We start from the raw sequence: 18,669 nt of genomic DNA, 5'->3' as shown, positions 1-18,669 counted from the left end.
TCCCATGTCCGAAGCCACACGCTACACGTCCGGCGCCCAGGCGAAGGGTAACGACGCCAAGTCCGAGTCGCCGTCCGGGCAGGCCGACCAATCCCGGCTGGGCCGCCGCCTGAGCCTTTCGATTCCGACGCGGAAGCTGCGCAACAGCGAGCTCGTCCTGATCCTGGTCAGCGGCCTGCTGGGCGGCGTGGTCGGATTCGGGGTCATGCTTCTCCACGACTTCGTCGAATTCCTGCACCATCTGGTCTTCGACCTCGCGGAAGGGCGTTACCTGAGCGAGGGCGTCGGCATCGCCCCCGCCACCATGCTGGTGGTCCCCACCCTCGGCGGACTGCTGGTCGGGACCCTGATGTTCTTCGTCCGCCGCTGGCGCCCCGGCGAGATCGTCGACCCGATCGAGGCGAACGCCCTGTTCGGCGGCAAGATGTCCCTGATCGACAGCTTCCGGCTGACCGTCTCGACGCTGATCTCGAACGGTTGCGGCGCGTCGGTCGGGATGGAGGCCGCCTATACCCAGACCGGCGCCGGGCTCTCCTCGACCGTGGGCCAGGTGATGCGGCTGCGCCGCGGCGACCTGCGCGTCCTGACCGGCTGCGGTGCCGCCGCGGCGATCGCCGCGGCCTTCAACGCTCCCCTGGCCGGCGCCTTCTACGCCTTCGAGCTGGTGATCGGCAGCTATACCCTGGCGGCGCTCGCCCCGGTCGCGGTCGCCGCCGTGACCGCGACGCTGGTCGCGCGGATGACGATCGGGGTGGCGCCGATCTTCACGGTCGATGCCCCCCTGATCGGCGTCGGCGCCATCGACTACGCCGCCTTCGCGCTGGTCGGGTTCGCCTCCGGCTGGCTCGGCATCCTGACCATGCAGGCGGTCACCCTGTCCGAACGGCTGTTCCGGCGGATGTCGCCCCAGATCTGGGCTCGCCCCGCGATCGGCGGGTTCTGCGTCGGCCTGATCGCGATGGCGGTTCCCCAGGTGCTGGGCAGCGGCCACGGCGCCCTGCAGATGAGCCTGGACGGGCAGCTCGCCCTGCCGGTGCTGCTGGCGCTGCTGTCCGCGAAGATCCTGGCGTCGGCCATCTCCCTCGGGTCGGGGTTCCGCGGCGGGCTGTTCAGCTCGTCGCTGTTCCTCGGCAGCCTGTTCGGCGGCATCCTGGCCGAGCTGGCGCTGGGGCTCTATCCCGAGCTTTCGGTCAGCCAGACGGCCTTCATGCTGGTCGGCATGGGATCGGTCGCCGCGGCGATCATCGGGGCGCCGATCACCATGGTGATGCTGGTGCTGGAGATCACCGCCGATTTCCCGGCGACGCTGGGCGTGCTGACCGGCGTGGTGGTATCGAGCGTGGTGGTCCGCAAGGCCTTCGGCTACTCCTTCGCGACCTGGCGCTTCCACCTGCGCGGCGTGCCGATCCGGGGTGCCCACGATGTCGGCTGGATCGAGGACCTCACCGTCGGCCGGCTGATGCGGCGCGACCAGAAGATCGTCGCCGAGGACATGAGGATCGCGGCTTTGCGCCGTATCTACCCGCTGGGCAGCGTCAAGCAGGTCTTCGTCGTCGACGAGTCGGGCCAGTACATGGGGCTGGTCGACATGGCTGCGGTCCACAACCCCGACCTGGACGAGAAGGCCGACGAGGTCCAGGTCTCCGGGCTGGCCCGGAATGTCCGCTATTTCCTGCTGCCCCGGACCAACGTCCGGACCGCCCTGAAGCATTTCAGCGAAGCGGAGGAGGAGACCCTTCCCGTCCTGGACGGGCCGAGCAGCCGCAAGATCGTCGGCTACCTGACCGAGGCCTATGCGCTGCGCCGCTATAACCAGGAACTGGAGAAGCAGCGCAGCGACGAGCTGGGCATGAAGAACCTGTACGGCGCGGACTGACCGCTCCTACCCCGACCGCAGATACTTCACCGCCTGGTCCCGTTCGAACAGGTAGAGCAGCACACGCAACGCCTTGCCGCGCTCGGTCTGCAGCTCCGGGTCCCTCTCCAGGATCAGCCGGGCGTCGTCGCGGGCGACCGCCAGCAGGTCGCCGTGGACGGCGAGGTCGGCCATGCGGAATTCCGGCAGGCCGCTCTGGCGGGTGCCCAGCACCTCGCCGGCGCCGCGCAGGCGCAGGTCCTCCTCGGCGATCAGGAAGCCGTCCTCGGTCTCCTTCATGATCGAGAGCCGGGCCTTTGAGGTCTGGCTGAGGGGATTGTCGTAGAGCAGCAGGCAGGTCGAGGCGGCGGTGCCCCGGCCGATCCGGCCGCGGAGCTGGTGGAGCTGGGCGAGGCCGAACCGCTCGGCATGCTCGATCACCATGACCGAGGCCTCGGGCACGTTGACCCCGACCTCGATCACCGTCGTCGCCACCAGCACGTCCAGGTCGCCGCCCGCGAAGGCGGCCATGACCGCGTCCTTTTCCGTCGGCTTCATCTTGCCGTGGACCAGCCCGACCCGCTCGCCGATCTCCGCGCGCAGCAGCGCATGGCGGTCGGTTGCGGCGGCGAGGTCGACCAGCTCCGACTCCTCCACCAGCGGGCAGACCCAGTAGACCCGGGCGCCCTCGGCGATCTTGCGGCGGACGCCGGCGATGACCTCCTCCAGCCGGTCGATCGGGATCGTGATGGTGGTGACCGGCTTGCGGCCGGGCGGCTTCTCGGTCAGGCGCGACACGTCCATGTCGCCATAGGCGGTCAGGGTCAGGGTCCGCGGGATCGGCGTCGCGGTCATCACCAGGACGTCGACGCCCCGGCCCTTGGACGAGAGCTGGAGCCGCTGGTGGACGCCGAACCGGTGCTGCTCGTCGATCACCGCGACGGCGAGGTCGCGGAACGCGACGTCCTCCTGGAACAGGGCGTGGGTGCCGACGATGATGTCGATCTCTCCGGTGGCCAGCCGCTCGTAGATGGCCGCCCGCGCCTTGCCCTTGTCGCGCCCGGTCAGCACGCCGAGCCGCACCCCGGCGGCTTCCGCCAGGGGACCCAGCGTCTCGAAATGCTGGCGGGCCAGGATCTCCGTCGGGGCCATCAGCGCCGCCTGGGCGCCGGCCTCCACCGCGTTGAGCATGGCGAGCAGCGCCACGACCGTCTTGCCGCTGCCGACGTCGCCCTGGAGCAGGCGCAGCATGCGCCGGTCCGCCTGCATGTCGGCGTAGATCTCCTCCAACGCCCCGGCCTGGGCGCCGGTCAGGGCGAAGGGCAGGGCGGCGACCACCCTGGCCCGCAGGCGGCCGTCGCCCTTGACCGAGCGTCCCGACAGCTTGCGCTGGTGCTGGCGGATCAGGGCGAGCGCCAGCTGGTTCGACAGCAGCTCGTCGAAGGCCAGCCGGCAGCGCGGCGGCGCCAGGCCGGACAGGTCCGATTCGTCCTGCGGGTTGTGGACCGTGGCGAGGGCGGCGCGCCAGGACGGCCAGCCGCGCCGGGCCAGCCAGGCGGGGTCCTGCCATTCCGGCAGTTCCCTGGCGGCGGCCAGGGCCGAGGCCATGGCCTTGCGCAGCACCTTGGAGGCGAGGCCGGCGGTCATGGGGTAGACCGGCTCGACCGCCTCGAACTCCCCCTTGGCGTCCGCCGGGACGATATGGTCCGGGTGCGCCATCTGGGGCATGCCGTTGAACCACTCGACCTTGCCGCTGACGACGATCTGCTGCCCGATCGGGAGCTGCTTCAGCAGCCACTCGCCGCGGGCGTGGAAGAACACCAGGTCGATCTCCCCGCTGTCGTCGCGGCAGCGGACCTTGTAGGGGTGCCGCGGGTTCAGCGGGGCGGAATGGTGCTCCACCCGGACCGTCAGGGTCGCGATGGCGTTGTCGGGGGCGTTCGCCACGTCGGGCGCGAAGCGCCGGTCGATGATGCCGGTCGGCAGATGCCACAGCAGGTCCGCCACATGGGGGCCTACCAGCTTCTCGGTCAGCTTGCCGAGCTTCGGCCCGAGCCCCTTCAGCGTCGTGACGGGAGCGAACAGGGGGAACAGGATGTCTGGCCGCAAGGAGCGCCCTCGTTACGCGGGATGGGATGGCGGACTTAGCCGCAGCCGCCCCGTTGTCGCAAGTTCCGCGTCGTGCTTCAATCCCGACCGACGGAACGGGACGGGAGCGCTGGCGTGACGGTCAGGACGATGAGCCGGGGCGAGGTGGATCAGGTGATCGAGTGGGCGGCCGAGGAGGGCTGGAACCCCGGGCTGGGCGACGCGGTGCCGTTCCATGCCGCCGACCCGACCGGTTTCCTGGTCGCGGAGGCTGGCGACGGCCGGCCGGCCGCGGCCGTCTCGGTCGTGCGCTATGGCGAGGATCTGGGCTTCCTCGGGCTCTATATCGCGCGGCCGGAATACAGGGGGCGGGGCCTGGGCATGGCGGCCTGGCGGGTCGGCATGGCGTATCTGGCCGGCCGGACGGTCGGCCTGGACGGCGTCGTGGCCCAGCAGGACAATTACCGGAAATCGGGCTTCGTCCTGGCGCACCGCAACGTGCGCTACCAGGGGACCGTGCCGGCGGTCGAGCCGCCGGACGGGCTCGCCGACCTTGCCGCGGTGCCGTTCGACCGGCTGCTGGGCTATGACCGGCCGCTGTTCGGCGCGCCGCGCGCGGCCTTCCTGTCGGCCTGGATCGGCATGCCCGGCGTCGTCGGCCTGGCCGCCGGGGGAATCACCGGGAACCTAAGCGGCTATGCCGTCGCGAGGCCCTGCCGGGTCGGCTGGAAGATCGGGCCGCTGTTCGCCGATGACGCTGAAACGGCGGACAAGCTGTTCCGCGGGCTGTGCGCCAGGATCCCCGGGGGCGAGCCGGTGATCCTGGACGTGCCGGAGCCGAATAGCACCGCCGTCGCGCTGGCCGGGCGGCACGGCCTCTCCCCGGTGTTCGAGACCGCCCGCATGTATGCCGGCCGGCCGCTCGACCTGGACCTCGGCCGGATCTTCGGCATCACGACGTTCGAGCTGGGGTGACCGGGCTCAAACCCCGGCGCCGGCATCGGACCCCTGCCGCGCCCGGCGGCGCTGGACCAGCAGGACGGCCCCCAACGCTGCCAGGATCACCAGGAAGGACAGGGCGGTCGTCAGGGTGCCCAGCGCGTACAGCACCGGGGTCGTGACGTTGGTGGTCATGCCGTAGATCTCCAGCGGCAGCGTGTTGAAGCTGCCGGCCGTCATCAGGGTCCGGGCGAACTCGTCATAGGACAGGGTGAAGCCGAACAGCGCGATCCCGATGACGCTGGGGGCGATGATCGGCAGCACCACGAACCGGATCGTCTGCCAGGGCGTGGCGCCCAGGTCGCGGGCAGCTTCCTCATACGCTCGGTTGAAGCGGTTGAAGATCGCGAACATGATCAGCAGGCCGAAGGGCAGGGTCCAGGTCAGGTGGGCGCCCAGCGCCGAGCTGTACCAGTTCGGCTCGAACCCGACGATGTTGAACATCAGCCCGATGCCCAGGCTGACCAGGATCGACGGCACGATCAGGCTGGCCACCGCGACGTAGAAGACCACGCCCGAGCCTCGGAAGCGGTGGCGGAAGCCCAGCCCGGCGGCGACCGAGAACAGGACGGTCACCACCATGACGATCAGCCCCAGGCTGAGCGAGCGGGTCAGCGCCCCGCCGAAGTCCCCGACCGCCTGCTGCTCGAACAGATTGTGGAACCAGTGCGTCGAGACCCCGTTCATCGGGAAGGTGAGACCGCCGTTCGGTCCCTGGAACGACAGGATCACGATGGTCGCGATCGGGCCGTAGAGGAACAGTACGAACAGCCCGAAGAAGGCGGCCAGCAGGTAGAAGCCGAGCGGGCGGGGCTCCCGTCCGCGCCGTGGTTTCGCCATGGCTCACAGCTCCTTTCGGATATCGACGACCCGCAGCATCAGCGCCACCATCATCAGGACGACCAGCAGCAGCACGACCGCGTTGGCCGCCGCTGCGGGGTATTGCAGCAGGGAGATCTGGTTCGCCATCATCAGGCCGACCGAGGCGCTCTGGCCGCCGCTCATCAGGCGCACCGTGATGAAGTCGCCCATGACGAGGGTGACGACGAAGATCGAGCCGATCGCGATCCCCGGCTTGCTCAGGGGGATGATGACGTTGGTCAGCACTTGCCAGCCGGTGGCGCCGGCATCGACCGCCGCCTCGACCAGGGCCTTGTCGATCCGCATCATGGAGTTGAAGATCGGCACGACCATGAACAGCACGTAGAGATGCACGAAGGCCAGCACCACGGAGAAGTCCGAGAACAGCAGGAACTCCAGCGGCTGGTCGATCACGCCCATGGCGAGCAGGGTGGAGTTGAGCAGCCCGTTGCGGCCGAGGAACGGGATCCACGAGATCATGCGGATGATGTTCGATGTCCAGAACGGGATCGTGCAGATCATGAACAGGGTGATCTGCCAGGTCAGCGACCGGACATGGAAGGCCAGGAAATAGGCGACGGTGAAGCCGATGCCCAAGGTCAGCGCCCAGGTCAGCGCCGCGTATTTCAGCGTGTTCAGGTAGATCTGCCAGGTGACCGGCGAGGTCAGCAGCTCCTCGTAATTGAGCAGCATGAAGTCGGGAATCACACGGATCGAATCGTAGTCCCAGAAGCTGACGACGACGATGGTGGCGATCGGGACGAGGAGGAACACGGCGAAGGTGAGCGTGAGCGGCGCCACCTGGAGGTAGGGGGCGACCGCCGCAGCCAGACGTGTCCGGTCGAGGCGCTTCGACGTCGCCCCCTCCCGGCGCTGGGCCGGGAGGGTTTGGGTCTGGCCGGTCATGCGGCGATGAACTCGTTCCACTTGCGGAGCATGTAGCGGTCCTCGTCCATGACGGCGTTCCAGCACGCCACGGCGCCCATGCGGTCGTAGAACGAGCCGCCGTCGCGGACCGCGCCCGCCTTCTCCATCACCTTGCCCTCCGGGCTGAGGATGTCGGTCGCGGCCGGCTTGCCTTCCATCCAGAAGGCCCATTCCTCGGCGCTCATGTGCTCCTTGGCGGTGTCGAGCACGGCGCTGTAGTAGCCCTGGCGGTTCAGGTAGGCGCCGACCCAGCCGGACAGGTACCAGTTGATGTATTCATAGGCCGCTTCCAGCTCCAGGCCGCTGACATGCTTCGCGATGCCCAGGCCGCCGCCCCAGGCGCGGTAGCCTTCCTTGAGCGGCTGGTAGGTGCAGGGGATTCCCTTGGCGCGGACCGCGGCGACCGCGGGTGACCACATGGACTGGATCACGACCTCGCCCGAGGCCATCAGGTTGACGCTCTCGTCGAAGGTCTTCCAGAAGGCGCGGAACTGGCCGGCCTTCTTGGCCTCGATCAGCAGGGCGACGGTCTTGTCGATCTCCGCCTTGGTCATGTTGCCCTTGTCGCCGTACTTCATCTCGCCCATGGACTCGGCGACCATGGCGGCGTCCATGATGCCGATCGACGGGATGTTGAGGATCGACGCCTTGCCCTTGAACGCGGGGTCGAGCAGGTCCTTCCACTGGGTGATCGGCTTGCCGACCAGGTCGGGGCGGATGCCCAGCGTGTCGGCGTTGTAGATGGTCGGGATCAGCGTCATCCACTGGGTCTGCGACGCGGCGAACTTGGTCGAGTCCTTGCCTTCGACGAAGCCCACGGTGTGCGGCGCCGTGCCCTGCGCGATGCTGGACTCCGGGGTCAGCTTGCCCGTGATGAAGAGCGGGACGATCTTGTCGAAGTTCTTGATCTTGCCGACGTCCATCGGCTGCATGACGCCGGCCGGGAAGACCTTCTTGCAGATCCAGTACTCGATGTCGGCGATGTCGTAGGACCTGGGCTGGGTGACCGCGCGCTGGGAGACCGCGTCGCTGTCCAGCGCCGTCATCTGGAGGGTGAAGCCCAGGTCCTGCTTCACCTTCTCGGCGACCGCGTTGAGGTTGGACACGCCGGTGCCGAACTGGCGCAGCGTCACGTTCTTGATGTTCTGCGCCCAGATCGTCGGGAAACCGGTGATGGCGCCGCTGCCGACGGCCAGGCCGGCCGCCGCGGCGGTCCCCTTCAGCGCCTGCCGGCGGGTGATACCGGCGGAAACCGGCTTCGGCGAATCGGTGGTGTCTCTGCTCATCTTTGAAGCCTCTCGGTTTTCTTGTTTGTCGGTTGTGGGGGCCGGCCGCTCGGGATCAGGCGGCGAGCGGGTGCATGTCTTCCTCGGCCCAGACGGCGGTGACCCTGTCGCCGGCGTTGAACGGGGCCGCGAAGAAGGCCTGTTCGGTGACGGTCACGGCGAACTCCTCGACGCCCGGGGATGCCAGGCGCAGATGGACCATCGGTCCCTGGTACTCGACCAGCCGGACCGTGCCGGTGAAGCTGTTGGGGCCTGCGGCCGCCCGGTCGGGAAGGATGCGGATCTTGTCGGTGCGGACCGCGAACTGCCGGCCGGCGGCTCCGTCGAGGGACGACAGGACATTGTGCCCGCCGATGAACCGGGCGACGAAGGCGTCGCGCGGCCGGTTGAACACCTCGCGCGGGGAGCCGGCCTGGGCGATGCGCCCGTTGTTCATCACCACGACGAGGTCGGCGAGCGCCAGCGCCTCCTCCTGCCCGTGGGTGACGTGGATGAAGCTGATGCCCAGCTCGCGCTGGAGGCGCTTCAACTCCTCCCGCATCTTGACCCGCAGGAAGGGGTCGAGCGCCGACAGCGGCTCGTCCAGCAGAAGCGCGCTCGGGTTGGTGATCAGCGCCCGGGCCAGGGCGACCCGCTGCTGCTGCCCGCCGGAAAGCTGGGCGGGCAGGCGCTCGGCGTACTTGTCCATCTGGACGAGGCCGAGCAGGTCCATGGCCTTGGCCCGGCGCTCGGGCTTCGAAACCCCCTTCAGCTTGAGGCTGAAGGCGACGTTGTCGACGCAGGTGAGGTGCGGGAACAGCGCGTAGCTCTGGAACATCATCGCCGTGCCGCGGCGGGCGGGCGGCAGGTCGTTGATATGAGTGTCGCCAAGCAGTATGTCGCCGTCGGAGACCGACTCATGTCCCGCGATCATCCGGAGCGTCGAAGTCTTGCCGCAGCCGCTGGGGCCCAGAAGGCAGCAATAGGTTCCCGCCGGAATGCGCAGGTCGATCGAGTCGACCGCCGTTACCGGCCCATACATCTTGGTGACCGCAGCGAGTTCGATATCCGCCGGTCCGGCCATTCGCCTCTACTCCACCCTGTCTCTTTGACTTGCCGATCATCAGCAGGCCACTCTTCAGCAATTTGAATGCCAGGGAGGCCTGATGGATGGAAAGAGAGGCGGGAGGCTCCGGTACGACGGCATCATGATCAAATTCTATTCAGATAGGAATTTTTTGCATGCATTTTAGGCAATCGCGGTGACGTGGGGTATCGTCGTCGGCATGGAGGCGGAGGCCCGAATCGCCCGACGGTCCGGCTTGAGGGTCGCGTTGCCCGGCGGGGCCGCTCGGTTGCTCGCCGACGGGGCCGGCGGACTGGTCAGTTTCGGCATCGCCGGCGGCCTGACGCCCGGCCTCGCCGCCGGAACGCTGGTGATCGCGTCCGAGGTGGTCCTGGAGGATGGCGGCCGGCTTCCGGCCGGCCTGCTGCCGGGTTACGCGGTGCCGGAAGGTGCCCTGCGGGCGCCGGTCGCCGGTGCGGTCGCGATCGTGCCGGGCGCGGCCGCGAAGCGGGACCTCCATCGGCGCACCGGCGCCGTCGCGGTCGATCTGGAGAGCGGGGGGGTGGCGCGGCTCTGCGCCGATGCCGGCGTGCCTTTCGCGGTGATCCGGGCTATCGCCGACCCGGCGGAGCGGGAACTGCCTCCCGCTGCGCTGGTCGGCTTGGGACCGGGCGGGCGGGTGGCGCTCGGCGCCGTCCTCGCGAGCGTCGCGGCCCGGCCCGGCCAGATCCCGGCCCTTGTCCGGGTGGCGCTGGATACAAGGCGGGCGCTCCGAGCCCTGGCCGGCGTGGATCTGCGTTACTTCGCTCAGCAATTCGAAATTTAAGAAATGAATACGGGTATCATGGAATACAAAGAATTCAATCCCGTAGTGCAACTGTATTGTGGCGAGGTGTTCGCGGCGGCGGGAAACCGGTTTCCCTTATCCGTGGCGAAACCAGTTCCACGCAGGTCGGGTCGTATGTTTGCTTCTCGCGACGGGTTACCCGCTGCGCGCTGAAACCAGGTTCATCACGACATCGATCCACTCCAACCCCACTTGGATCTTGACCGGGACCCGGGGTTCGCCGGGCAAGGGGCTGGCGAACCAGGCCGTCGCCGTTCGGTCCACGCCGTACTGGAAGAATTCACCCTCTTCGCGGTCGCGTTCGAAGCCTGCCACGGGATGGATGCGGATGGTGCATTTCTCGGCGGCTCCCTGGTGCATGTTGCGCGACGACTTCTGAAGCGTATCAGGGCCTTGGTAAGTCACGGTGACGTCGTAGCGGCGCCGGCCGTCGAAGACCGGGAAGGTGCCGGTGCAGCCGGTCTTGCCGCCCGCGGCGATGATCCCGACCGCGGCGCTGACCGGGTCGAGGGTGTTGGGCCGGAACTCCGGCGCCACAGCCCCGGCCGCCAGTTCGGACTGGGGCGGCTCTGCCGTCACGGACACGTTGCCGGCACCGTCATAGTCCAGGGCGAGCGTGCGGTGGCGCTTGCGCTGCTTCCGGTCGGAGCGGAACTGCTCGGGTTCGACGCGGGTGCCGGCCTCCACCCGGCCGTCGGCGGAGGCCTGATAGGACCAGCGGGACAGCAGGTCGACCAGCCGGCCGCCCTTCGCTTCGACGCCGGCCGAGTAGCGGCCGTCCGCGATGTCGAGGGTCATCGCTCCGCTGACGAGGAACAGGCCCCCGGCATAGACGTCATAGTCCAGCTTCATGGCCTCCGCCTGGAGTGGAAGTGCCCACAGGGCGACGGCGGCGGCGCAGGTGCGGAACAGTGCCATGGTTGCTTCCCCGGATCTGGAGCGTGCGGATGATGGTTAACCGCATTCTCCAGCTCCGAGTGGCGACACCGTGGCGGAAAATCAGCTCCGGCTGCCGCTCCGGGCGCTGCCCCGGCCGGACAGGCTGGGATTCTGCATGAAATAGGTATGGGCGTTCGGGGCGCCCGGCTCCGCCTCCATGCGGGTGAAGGCGCCGTCCGGTCCCATCAGCCAACTCTGCGCCCGGTCGCGCAGGTTGGTGCCCATGATCTGCTCGACGATCTGCTCGTGGACCGTGGCGTTCTCGATCGGGACCAGGGTCTCGATCCGGCGGTCCAGGTTGCGCGGCATCCAGTCGGCCGAGGAGATGTAGACCTTCGCCTTGGCGGAGGGGAGGCCATGGCCGTCGCCGAAGCACATGATGCGGCTGTGCTCCAGGAAGCGGCCCACGATGCTCTTGACCCGGATGTTCTCCGACAGCCCGGGCACGCCGGGGCGCAGGCAGCAGATGCCGCGGATGATCATGTCGATCTGCACTCCGGCCCGGGACGCCTCGTACAGCTTGTCGATGATGTCGGGATCGACGAGGGAGTTGAGCTTGATCCAGATCGCCGCCTTGCGGCCCGCGCGGGCATGGGCGATCTCCCTGTCGATCATTTCGACCAGCCGGCTGCGCAGGGTCAGCGGCGCGATCGCCAGCTTTTCCAGGTGCTGGGGTTTTGCATATCCCGTCATGTAATTGAACATGACCGAGGCGTCATGGCAGAGGGCCGGGTCGCAGGTGAAGAACGACAGGTCGGTGTAGACCTTGGCGGTGATCGGGTGGTAGTTGCCGGTGCCGAAATGGACGTAGCTGTGAAGCCCGTCGGTCTCGCGCCGCATCACCAGCGACACCTTGGCGTGGGTCTTCAGGTCGACGAAGCCGTAGACCACATGGACGCCGGCGCGCTCCAGGTCGCGCGCCCACTGGATGTTCGCCTCCTCGTCGAAGCGGGCCTTCAGCTCGACCATGGCGGTGACCGACTTGCCGGCCTCCGCCGCCTCGATCAGGGCCGCCACGATGGGCGAGTTCTTGCTGGTCCGGTACAGCGTCTGCTTGATCGCCACCACCGCCGGGTCGCGCGCCGCCTGAAGCAGGAACTGCACCACCACGTCGAAGCTCTCGTAGGGATGGTGGACCAGGATGTCCTTGTGCCGGATCGCGGCGAAGCAGTTGCCGCCGAAATCGCGGATCCGCTCGGGGAACCGGGCGGTGAAGGGTGGGAACAGCAGGTCGCTCCGCTCGTCCAGGATGAGCTGCTTGACGTCGCCCAGCGCGATCAGCCCCTTCTGGACGAAAACGTCGCCGGGAGAGACCCGCAGCTCGCCGACCAGGAATTCGCGCAGGTCGAGCGTCGTCTCCGCCTCGACGGCCAGGCTGATCACCTTGCCGCGCCGGCGGCGCTTCAGGGCGCTCTCGAAGGTGCGGACCAGGTCCTCCGATTCCTCGTCGATATCGATCTCGCTGTCGCGCAGCACGCGGAACAGGCCGTGCCCGGTCAGCTTGAGCGGCGGCGGGAAAAGGCGGTCGAGGAACATCAGCACCAGGTCTTCCAGCAGCAGGAAACGGGTGCCGGAGCCGGGCAGGCGGACGAAACGCTCCAGCTGGGTGGGCAGCGGGATCAGCGCGTCGAGCGGTTCGGTCTTCTCCGGGTCCTTGAGCTGGAGGACGAGGGCCACGCCCCGGTTGGCGATGAACGGGAACGGGTGGGCCGGATCGACGGCGATGGGGGTCAGTACGGGGAAGATCTCGCGCAGGAAGCGGGCTTCCGCCCAGGTCCGGTCCTCCTCGGACAGGTCCTTCGGGGCCAAGACCCAGATGCCGGCCTCGCGCAGCTCCTCCAGCAGGGCGTTGGCGCAGTCCTGCTGCTGGTCGTTCAGCTGGACGATGGCCTGGTTGATCAGGGCCAGCTGCTGTTCCGGCAGCAGGTTGTCGGGCGTGAGCGCCTTCACCCCGGCGCGCTCCTGGGCCTTCAGCGCCGCGACCCGGACCATGATGAACTCATCCAGGTTGCTGGCCGAGATCGACAGGAAGCGCAGCCGCTCCAGCAGCGGGTGGTTGGTGTTGTGGGCCTCCCCCAGCACCCTGTCATTGAAGGAGAGCCAGGACAGCTCGCGATTGATGAAGCGGTCGGGCGGCAGCTCCAGCGGTTCGACCTGCGGCGACTGCTCGGGCCTGTTCTGGCGCGCCGCCTTCTGCTGGCTGGTCGCTTCCACGGTCGTGTCCATCTCGTTCCCCCCAAGAACTGTTCGTCAGCCGTGCCGGTCAAGAGCGGCGCAACATGCGGCAACATTCAAGGCTGCCGCATATAACATTTGTTAACATTTCATGTCGATCGTCGTCCTGTGTCATATCGCCCCGCCGGGTCCTTGACTTCGGCGATCGTTCCGCGTGTCTGTTGGCGCGGATATCCAAGACGGAGAACAGACATGAGCCGGTACGGTTACGCCGGGGCGCTGGTCGGGGCGATGGTGGGTCTGGCTTCGGCGGTCCCGGCCGGGGCGGAGGAGGTGGGCTGCGTCACCACGGCCTGGAAACTGCTCGGGGCCAACCACAGGGTCTGCGTCGAGGCGTTCGACGATCCGAAGGTCCCGGGCGTCGCCTGCCATCTGAGCCAGGCGAGGACGGGCGGGGTCTCGGGCAGCCTGGGGCTGGCGGAGGACCCCTCGCGATTCTCCATCGCCTGCCGGCAGATAGGTCCGATCACCGTGCCCGACCGGCTGCGCGACAACGAGGAGGTCTTCACCGCCGACACCTCGATCCTGTTCAAGGAGACCCGAGTGGTGCGCATGTTCGACCGCAAGCGCAACACCCTGGTTTATCTGAGCTACAGCACCAAGATGGTGGACGGATCGCCGATGAACGCCGTCTCGACCGTGCCGATCATGCCGTGGCGGGACTAGAAGGGGGCCGAGCGCCCGATGACTGACGAGACCTGACGTGACCACACAGAGACATCCCATCTCCGTCGCCCCCATGATGGACTGGACGGACCGGCACTGCCGGTACTTCCTGCGCCAGATCAGCCGGCACGCGCTGCTCTATACCGAGATGGTGACGACCGGGGCGATCCTGCACGGCCCGCGCGAGCGGCTGCTGGCCTTCCATCCGGACGAGCATCCGGTGGCGCTGCAGCTGGGCGGCAGCGACCCGCAGGCCCTGGCGGAGTGCGCGCGCATCGCGGAAGCCTTCGGCTACGACGAGGTCAACCTGAATGTCGGCTGCCCGAGCGACCGGGTGCAGTCCGGACGCTTCGGCGCCTGCCTGATGGCGGAACCCGGCCTCGTCGCGGAGTTGGTCGGCGCGATGCGTTCCGCGGTGTCGATTCCCGTGACGGTCAAGTCGCGGATCGCCATCGACGAGATGGAGGAATGGCCGACGCTGGACGGCTTCGTCGCGACCGTGCGCGCCGCCGGCTGCTCCCGCTTCATCGTCCATGCCCGCAAGGCTTGGCTGAAGGGGCTGAGCCCCCAGGAGAACCGCGACATCCCGCCGCTGCGCTACGATCTGGTCCACCGGCTCAAGCAGGAGAACCCGGACCTGGACATCACGATCAACGGCGGCATCCTGGACCTGGACACGGCGGCCCGGCACCTTCAGGTCGTGGACGGGGTCATGCTGGGCCGGGCCGCCTACAAGAATCCCTACGTGCTGGCGGAGGTCGACCGCCGGTTCCATGGAGCGTCCGAACCGGCTCCGACTCGGGAGGACGCGGTGCGCCGGATGCTGCCCTACATCGAGGCTCGGAGGGTCGAGGGCGTGCCCCTGAATGCCGTCACCCGACACATGACAGGTCTGTTCCAGGGGCAACGCGGCGGCCGGGCGTGGCGGCGGCATTTGAGCGACTTTGCCCACAAGAACGGCGCGGGGCCTGAGGTTGTCGAGGCTGCGCTGGCCCGGATCGATCCCCCGAAGGGATTTTCCCAGGCCGCCGAATAAAGGGGCGCGACAAAACGGCCTGTACTGTGTTGTCTGGAATTCGCGGTTTAGCCCTTGACAAACTGCCCGTAAAGACCGAAATGGCCGGCCGTTCACCGATCGGAAATAGCTGTGTCAGATTTTGGTAACGTGAGCGGTGCCGCGAGACGAAGGCGGTGCCGTGACAATGGTTTCCGAACCGAGTGAATTTCTATTCCTCCGCCTCGGCAGGGGTCGGCGGGACTGAGTTGGAAATCCGAGGACAATCGTTATGACCGCCCTTGAAATCACGGCGCAACCTGTCGCCGACGCCGATCGCGCCACTGCGGTGCGCAACGAAACCGCGGGGGCCCGCGGCAACATCGCCTTCGCCGAGCATTCGACCGACCCGGTCCGGCTGTACCTGCGTGACGTGGCGCAGCACCCGCTGCTGACGCGTGAGCAGGAGGTTACGCTCGCCCAGCGCATGGAGGCCGCCCGCTCCGCGATCGACGACGTGATCGCGGCGAGCCCCTTCACGTGCACCCGCCTCATGCAGAGCCTCCAGGGCCTGCGCGACGGTTCCGTCAACGTCGGCACCGTCGTGGACCTGGAGCGCTTCGCCCGCATGGGGGCCGAGGCCGAGAGCGAGGATGCGGCTCTGGACGACGACCTCGCCGAGGTCGCCGACGCGGATTCGGAAGTAGCGGAGGCCGTGGCGGTTCCGGCCCTGTCCGCTGCCGAACTGGCCGCGTCGGTGGTCGAGGCGCTGGAGCGGATCGAGGCGGTCCAACGGACCGACGCCGCGGCTGCCGCCGCGCTGATCCGCGAGCTGCCGCTGTCCATCGACCTGCGGACCGAGCTGATCAACGCCATGCGCGACGTCAACCGGCGCATCGTCGGCATCGACGGCCGCCTGGCGCGCGTCGTGATGGCCGCGGGCGTCAAGCGCGAGGTGTTCCTGGAAGCCTATCTCGGCTCCGAGGACGAGCAGGACTGGCTGGCGAAGCGGGCTGCCAAGGGCGGTGCCTGGGCGAAGCTGGCCGACCGCAAGGGCCAGGAGGTCGACGCCCTGTTCGCCGAGCTGGCCGAGATCGGCCAGACCGTCGGGCTGCCGATTGGCCAGTTCCGCGAGCTGTCCGCCCGTCTGCAGCGGTCGCAGAACGACCAGATCCGCACCAAGGAGTCCTTCGCCAAGGCCAACCTCCGGTTGGTCGCGGCCCTGGCCCGCAAGCACCTGAACCGCGGCCTGCCGTTCCTGGACCTGGTCCAGGAGGGCAACATCGGCCTGATGACCGCGATCGAGAAGTTCGATTGGCGGCGCGGCTACAAGTTCTCGACCTATGCCACCTGGTGGATCCGGCAGTCGATGACCCGTGCGCTGGCCGACCAGGGCCGCACGATCCGCATGCCGGCCCATGCCTGCGAGGCGCTGACCAAGATCCGTCGCTGCGCGGTCCAGCTCCGCCTGCGCCGGGGCATCGAGCCGACCAACGAGGACATCGCGACCGCGCTGGCGATGCCGGTCGAGAAGGTCGCCGAGCTGCTTCGCATGGCGGCCGACGCGGTCAGCCTGGACGCTCCGGTCGGCGATGACGACGACGGCGCCCGGCTGGGCGATTTCCTGGAGGACAGCGCCACCACCGGCGCGTTCGACGCGATCGCCGCCGGTTCGCTGCGCGAGAAGCTGTCGGAGATCCTGGACGACCTCACCCCGCGCGAAGCCGACATCATCCGCCGCCGCTTCGGCCTTGCCGGAACCGAGGAGACGCTGGAGGACATCGGCCGCGACTACAACGTCACCCGCGAGCGCATCCGCCAGGTCGAGGCGAAGGCGCTGCAGCGGCTCGGCCGGGCCAAGCACGCCCGCGTGCTGAAGACCTTCCTGGAAGGCTGAGGCCGGTCCCGGGATTTCGGGCAGACGAAAGCGCCGGCGGGAGAGCGATCTCCCGCCGGCGCTTGTCATTCGGCTTCCCGGTCAGCCGCCCAGCTTGGCTTCCAGCCGCGCCATCAGGCTGTCCAGCTCCTTGTGATCGTCGGCGTTCAGCTTGGGACCGGGCGCGCGGACGGCGGCCGAGGCCAGGACGCCGCGCCGGCGCAGGATCTCCTTGCGGATCGCGAGGCCGATGCCGGCCTGCTGCTCGTGGCGGACGATCGGCAGGTAGGTGTCGAACAGGTCCTCCGCCCCGTCGGCGTCGCCCGCGAAGAAGCGCCGGCAGACCTGGACCAGCATCTCCGGATAGGCGAAGCCGGTCATGGCGCCGTCGGCACCGCGCCTGAGCTCCTGGGGCAGGTGCAGCCCGCCGTTGCCGACCAGGATGCTGATGCGGCGCCCGCCGGTGTCGGGCCAGGTGCGGATCTGGCCCAGCTTGCGCAGTCCCGGCGCGTCCTCGTGCTTCAGCATCACGATCTGGGGATGGTCGTCGAAGATCCGCCGCAGGGTCGCGACCGACACGGGGACCTGGGTCACCTGCGGATAGTCCTGGAACACCACCGGCACCTCGGGGCCGAGGATGCGCAGGGTCTCCGCGAAATAGTTGACCACCTGCTCCTCGGTCTTCAGGCCGGACATGGGAGCGATCATGACTCCGGCTGCGCCGGCATCCATGGCGGAGTGGGCGAACGCCGCGAGGTTGTTGGTGCCCGGATTGCTGACTCCCACGATCACCGGGATCCGGCCGGCGATCCGGTCGAATACGCGCCGCATGAAGCCCTGCTGCTCGTCCGGGGTCAGCTTCGGCGCCTCGCCCATGATGCCGAGGATCGTCATGCCGTCGACGCCGCACTCCAGGTAGAAGTCCACCATCCGGTCGGTGCTGGCAAGGTCCAGCCTGCCGTCGTCCTCGAACGGGGTGGCGGCGATGATGTACACGCCGTTCGCCCGTTCATTCAGCTTTTCGCCCATTCCTTTTCCTCCCTGCGCCTGCGGATCGGCGAACCGGCGTCCAGCTTATCACCGGTCCGCGGGCTTTTCGCCGCCTTCGCCGGTCCAGTCGTCGGTGATCATGGATTGGGCCTCGCTGATCTGGTCCACTTCCTCCTTGGACGGCGGGCGCGGGATGCGGGGGCTCTTGGGGCTGGTCGCGGTCTCGTTCGGTCGGCGCTCGTCGGCCATGGTGATCCTCCTTTGGGGGTTCACCATGGCTAACAGGACAGGGGGCCGATGATCACCCGAGGGAGACGTCCAGGTACAGCATGATGACGAAGCCCAGCATCAGGCCGACGCTCGCCGCCTTCTCCAGCCCGGCCCGGTGGGTTTCCGGGATGATCTCGTTGCTGACGACGAAGATCATGGCGCCGGCCGCGAAGGCGAGGCCCCAGGGCAGCAGGGGAGCGGCCAGGGAGACGGCGAGAAGTCCCACGAGGGCGCCCAGCGGCTCGACGAGCCCGGTCGCCAGGGCGATGGCGACGGCCTTGCCCCGCTGGTAGCCGATGCTGTGGAGCGCCACGGCCACCGCCAGCCCTTCCGGCATGTTCTGCAGGCCGATCCCGAACGCGAGGGGAAAACCGGTCGCGGTGCTGCCGGTGCCGAACCCGACGCCGACGGCCAGCCCCTCGGGGATGTTGTGCAGGGTGATGGCGATCACGAACAGCCAGATGCGCCGGAAGGCATCGGTCTCCGGCCCCTGGCGGCCCTTGACGAAGTGCTCGTGCGGGGTGAGCAGGTCGAGCGCCCAGAGGCAGGTGGCGCCGAGCAGGATCCCGGCGCCGACCACGGCCGGGCCAGCCCCGGTCTCCAGTGCCGGCAGGATCAGCGAGAAGAACGAAGCCGCCAGCATCACGCCGGCGGCGAACCCCAGGAGCCCGTTCTGGAGCCGGCTGGAGACCTTGCGCAGGAACAGCAGGGGCACGGCCCCGAGGCCGGTGGCGGACCCGGCGGCGAGGCTGGCAAGAAACCCGATGAGAATTATGGACACGCCTTTTCCG

General features: G+C 68.3%; 16 protein-coding genes. 6 read left to right on the top strand and 10 right to left on the bottom strand.

Going from position 1 to position 18,669, the window contains the following annotated elements; all coding sequences use genetic code 11:
• Positions 1–4: 4 nt before the first annotated feature.
• Entirely contained in the window at positions 5–1,876 is a 1,872-nt protein-coding gene (locus IGS68_RS16265; protein WP_201071178.1) for a chloride channel protein, read from the top strand.
• Positions 1,877–1,882: 6 nt separating this feature from the next.
• Here the strand turns inward: IGS68_RS16265 and recG are convergent, their stop codons facing one another.
• On the bottom strand, positions 1,883–3,964 hold the full coding sequence (gene recG / locus IGS68_RS16260; RefSeq protein WP_201071176.1) for an ATP-dependent DNA helicase RecG: 2,082 nt from the start codon (positions 3,962–3,964) through the stop codon (positions 1,883–1,885).
• A gap of 114 nt (positions 3,965–4,078) precedes the next feature.
• On the opposite strand from recG, the gene IGS68_RS16255 reads away from it, so the two are divergent.
• Complete coding sequence (locus IGS68_RS16255) at positions 4,079–4,918, top strand: GNAT family N-acetyltransferase (RefSeq protein WP_247880908.1); 840 nt, start codon at positions 4,079–4,081, stop codon at positions 4,916–4,918.
• Between the two features lie 6 nt (positions 4,919–4,924).
• Here the strand turns inward: IGS68_RS16255 and IGS68_RS16250 are convergent, their stop codons facing one another.
• From IGS68_RS16250 to IGS68_RS16235, 4 genes are read right to left on the bottom strand one after another with little or no spacing between them, the layout of a single operon-like run.
• Positions 4,925–5,782 (bottom strand): ABC transporter permease, encoded by an 858-nt coding sequence (locus tag IGS68_RS16250; RefSeq protein WP_201071174.1) that lies wholly within the window; start codon positions 5,780–5,782, stop codon positions 4,925–4,927.
• Positions 5,783–5,785: 3 nt separating this feature from the next.
• Complete coding sequence (locus tag IGS68_RS16245; protein ID WP_247880905.1) at positions 5,786–6,709, bottom strand: ABC transporter permease; 924 nt, start codon at positions 6,707–6,709, stop codon at positions 5,786–5,788.
• A complete protein-coding gene (locus IGS68_RS16240; protein WP_201071172.1) occupies positions 6,706–8,016 on the bottom strand; it encodes an ABC transporter substrate-binding protein in 1,311 nt (436 codons plus the stop codon). Before IGS68_RS16240 ends, IGS68_RS16245 begins: the two co-directional genes overlap by 4 nt.
• Before the next feature lie 55 nt (positions 8,017–8,071).
• Positions 8,072–9,079, bottom strand: coding sequence for an ABC transporter ATP-binding protein (locus tag IGS68_RS16235; protein WP_201071170.1), 1,008 nt, complete (start codon positions 9,077–9,079; stop codon positions 8,072–8,074).
• A 178-nt stretch (positions 9,080–9,257) separates the two neighbouring features.
• On the opposite strand from IGS68_RS16235, the gene IGS68_RS16230 reads away from it, so the two are divergent.
• Entirely contained in the window at positions 9,258–9,887 is a 630-nt protein-coding gene (locus tag IGS68_RS16230; protein ID WP_201071167.1) for a phosphorylase family protein, read from the top strand.
• Between the two features lie 156 nt (positions 9,888–10,043).
• Here IGS68_RS16230 and IGS68_RS16225 read toward each other — a convergent pair whose 3' ends face one another.
• Both IGS68_RS16225 and IGS68_RS16220 read right to left on the bottom strand, forming a co-directional pair.
• On the bottom strand, positions 10,044–10,826 hold the full coding sequence (locus IGS68_RS16225; protein WP_201071164.1) for a DUF3108 domain-containing protein: 783 nt from the start codon (positions 10,824–10,826) through the stop codon (positions 10,044–10,046).
• Positions 10,827–10,907: 81 nt separating this feature from the next.
• Entirely contained in the window at positions 10,908–13,073 is a 2,166-nt protein-coding gene (locus IGS68_RS16220; RefSeq protein ID WP_201071161.1) for an RNA degradosome polyphosphate kinase, read from the bottom strand.
• A gap of 201 nt (positions 13,074–13,274) precedes the next feature.
• Here IGS68_RS16220 and IGS68_RS16215 point away from each other — a divergent pair, with 201 nt between their 5' ends.
• From IGS68_RS16215 to IGS68_RS16205, 3 genes are all read left to right on the top strand, one after another.
• Positions 13,275–13,748, top strand: coding sequence for a CreA family protein (locus IGS68_RS16215; protein WP_201071158.1), 474 nt, complete (start codon positions 13,275–13,277; stop codon positions 13,746–13,748).
• 73 nt (positions 13,749–13,821) lie between these two features.
• Positions 13,822–14,784, top strand: a complete 963-nt coding sequence (gene dusA / locus IGS68_RS16210; RefSeq protein ID WP_247881383.1) for a tRNA dihydrouridine(20/20a) synthase DusA — start codon at positions 13,822–13,824, stop codon at positions 14,782–14,784.
• A gap of 250 nt (positions 14,785–15,034) precedes the next feature.
• Entirely contained in the window at positions 15,035–16,639 is a 1,605-nt protein-coding gene (locus IGS68_RS16205) for a sigma-70 family RNA polymerase sigma factor (protein WP_201071151.1), read from the top strand.
• 81 nt (positions 16,640–16,720) lie between these two features.
• Here the strand turns inward: IGS68_RS16205 and IGS68_RS16200 are convergent, their stop codons facing one another.
• Genes IGS68_RS16200 through IGS68_RS16190 form a run of 3 tightly spaced genes read right to left on the bottom strand, consistent with a single transcriptional unit; the run spans position 16,721 to position 18,659 of the window.
• Positions 16,721–17,647, bottom strand: a complete 927-nt coding sequence (locus IGS68_RS16200; RefSeq protein ID WP_201071148.1) for a dihydrodipicolinate synthase family protein — start codon at positions 17,645–17,647, stop codon at positions 16,721–16,723.
• A gap of 48 nt (positions 17,648–17,695) precedes the next feature.
• A complete protein-coding gene (locus IGS68_RS16195; RefSeq protein WP_201071146.1) occupies positions 17,696–17,857 on the bottom strand; it encodes a hypothetical protein in 162 nt (53 codons plus the stop codon).
• 52 nt (positions 17,858–17,909) lie between these two features.
• The gene (locus tag IGS68_RS16190) at positions 17,910–18,659 is read right to left on the bottom strand and encodes a ZIP family metal transporter (protein ID WP_247880904.1); all 750 of its coding nucleotides are present in this window, start codon (positions 18,657–18,659) and stop codon (positions 17,910–17,912) included.
• Between the last annotated feature and the right edge of the window lie 10 nt (positions 18,660–18,669).

It is taken from the genome of Skermanella sp. TT6 (assembly GCF_016653635.2).
GTDB classification, from domain to species: Bacteria; Pseudomonadota; Alphaproteobacteria; order Azospirillales; family Azospirillaceae; genus Skermanella; species Skermanella cutis.
This window is presented reverse-complemented; position numbering and strand designations above follow the sequence as displayed.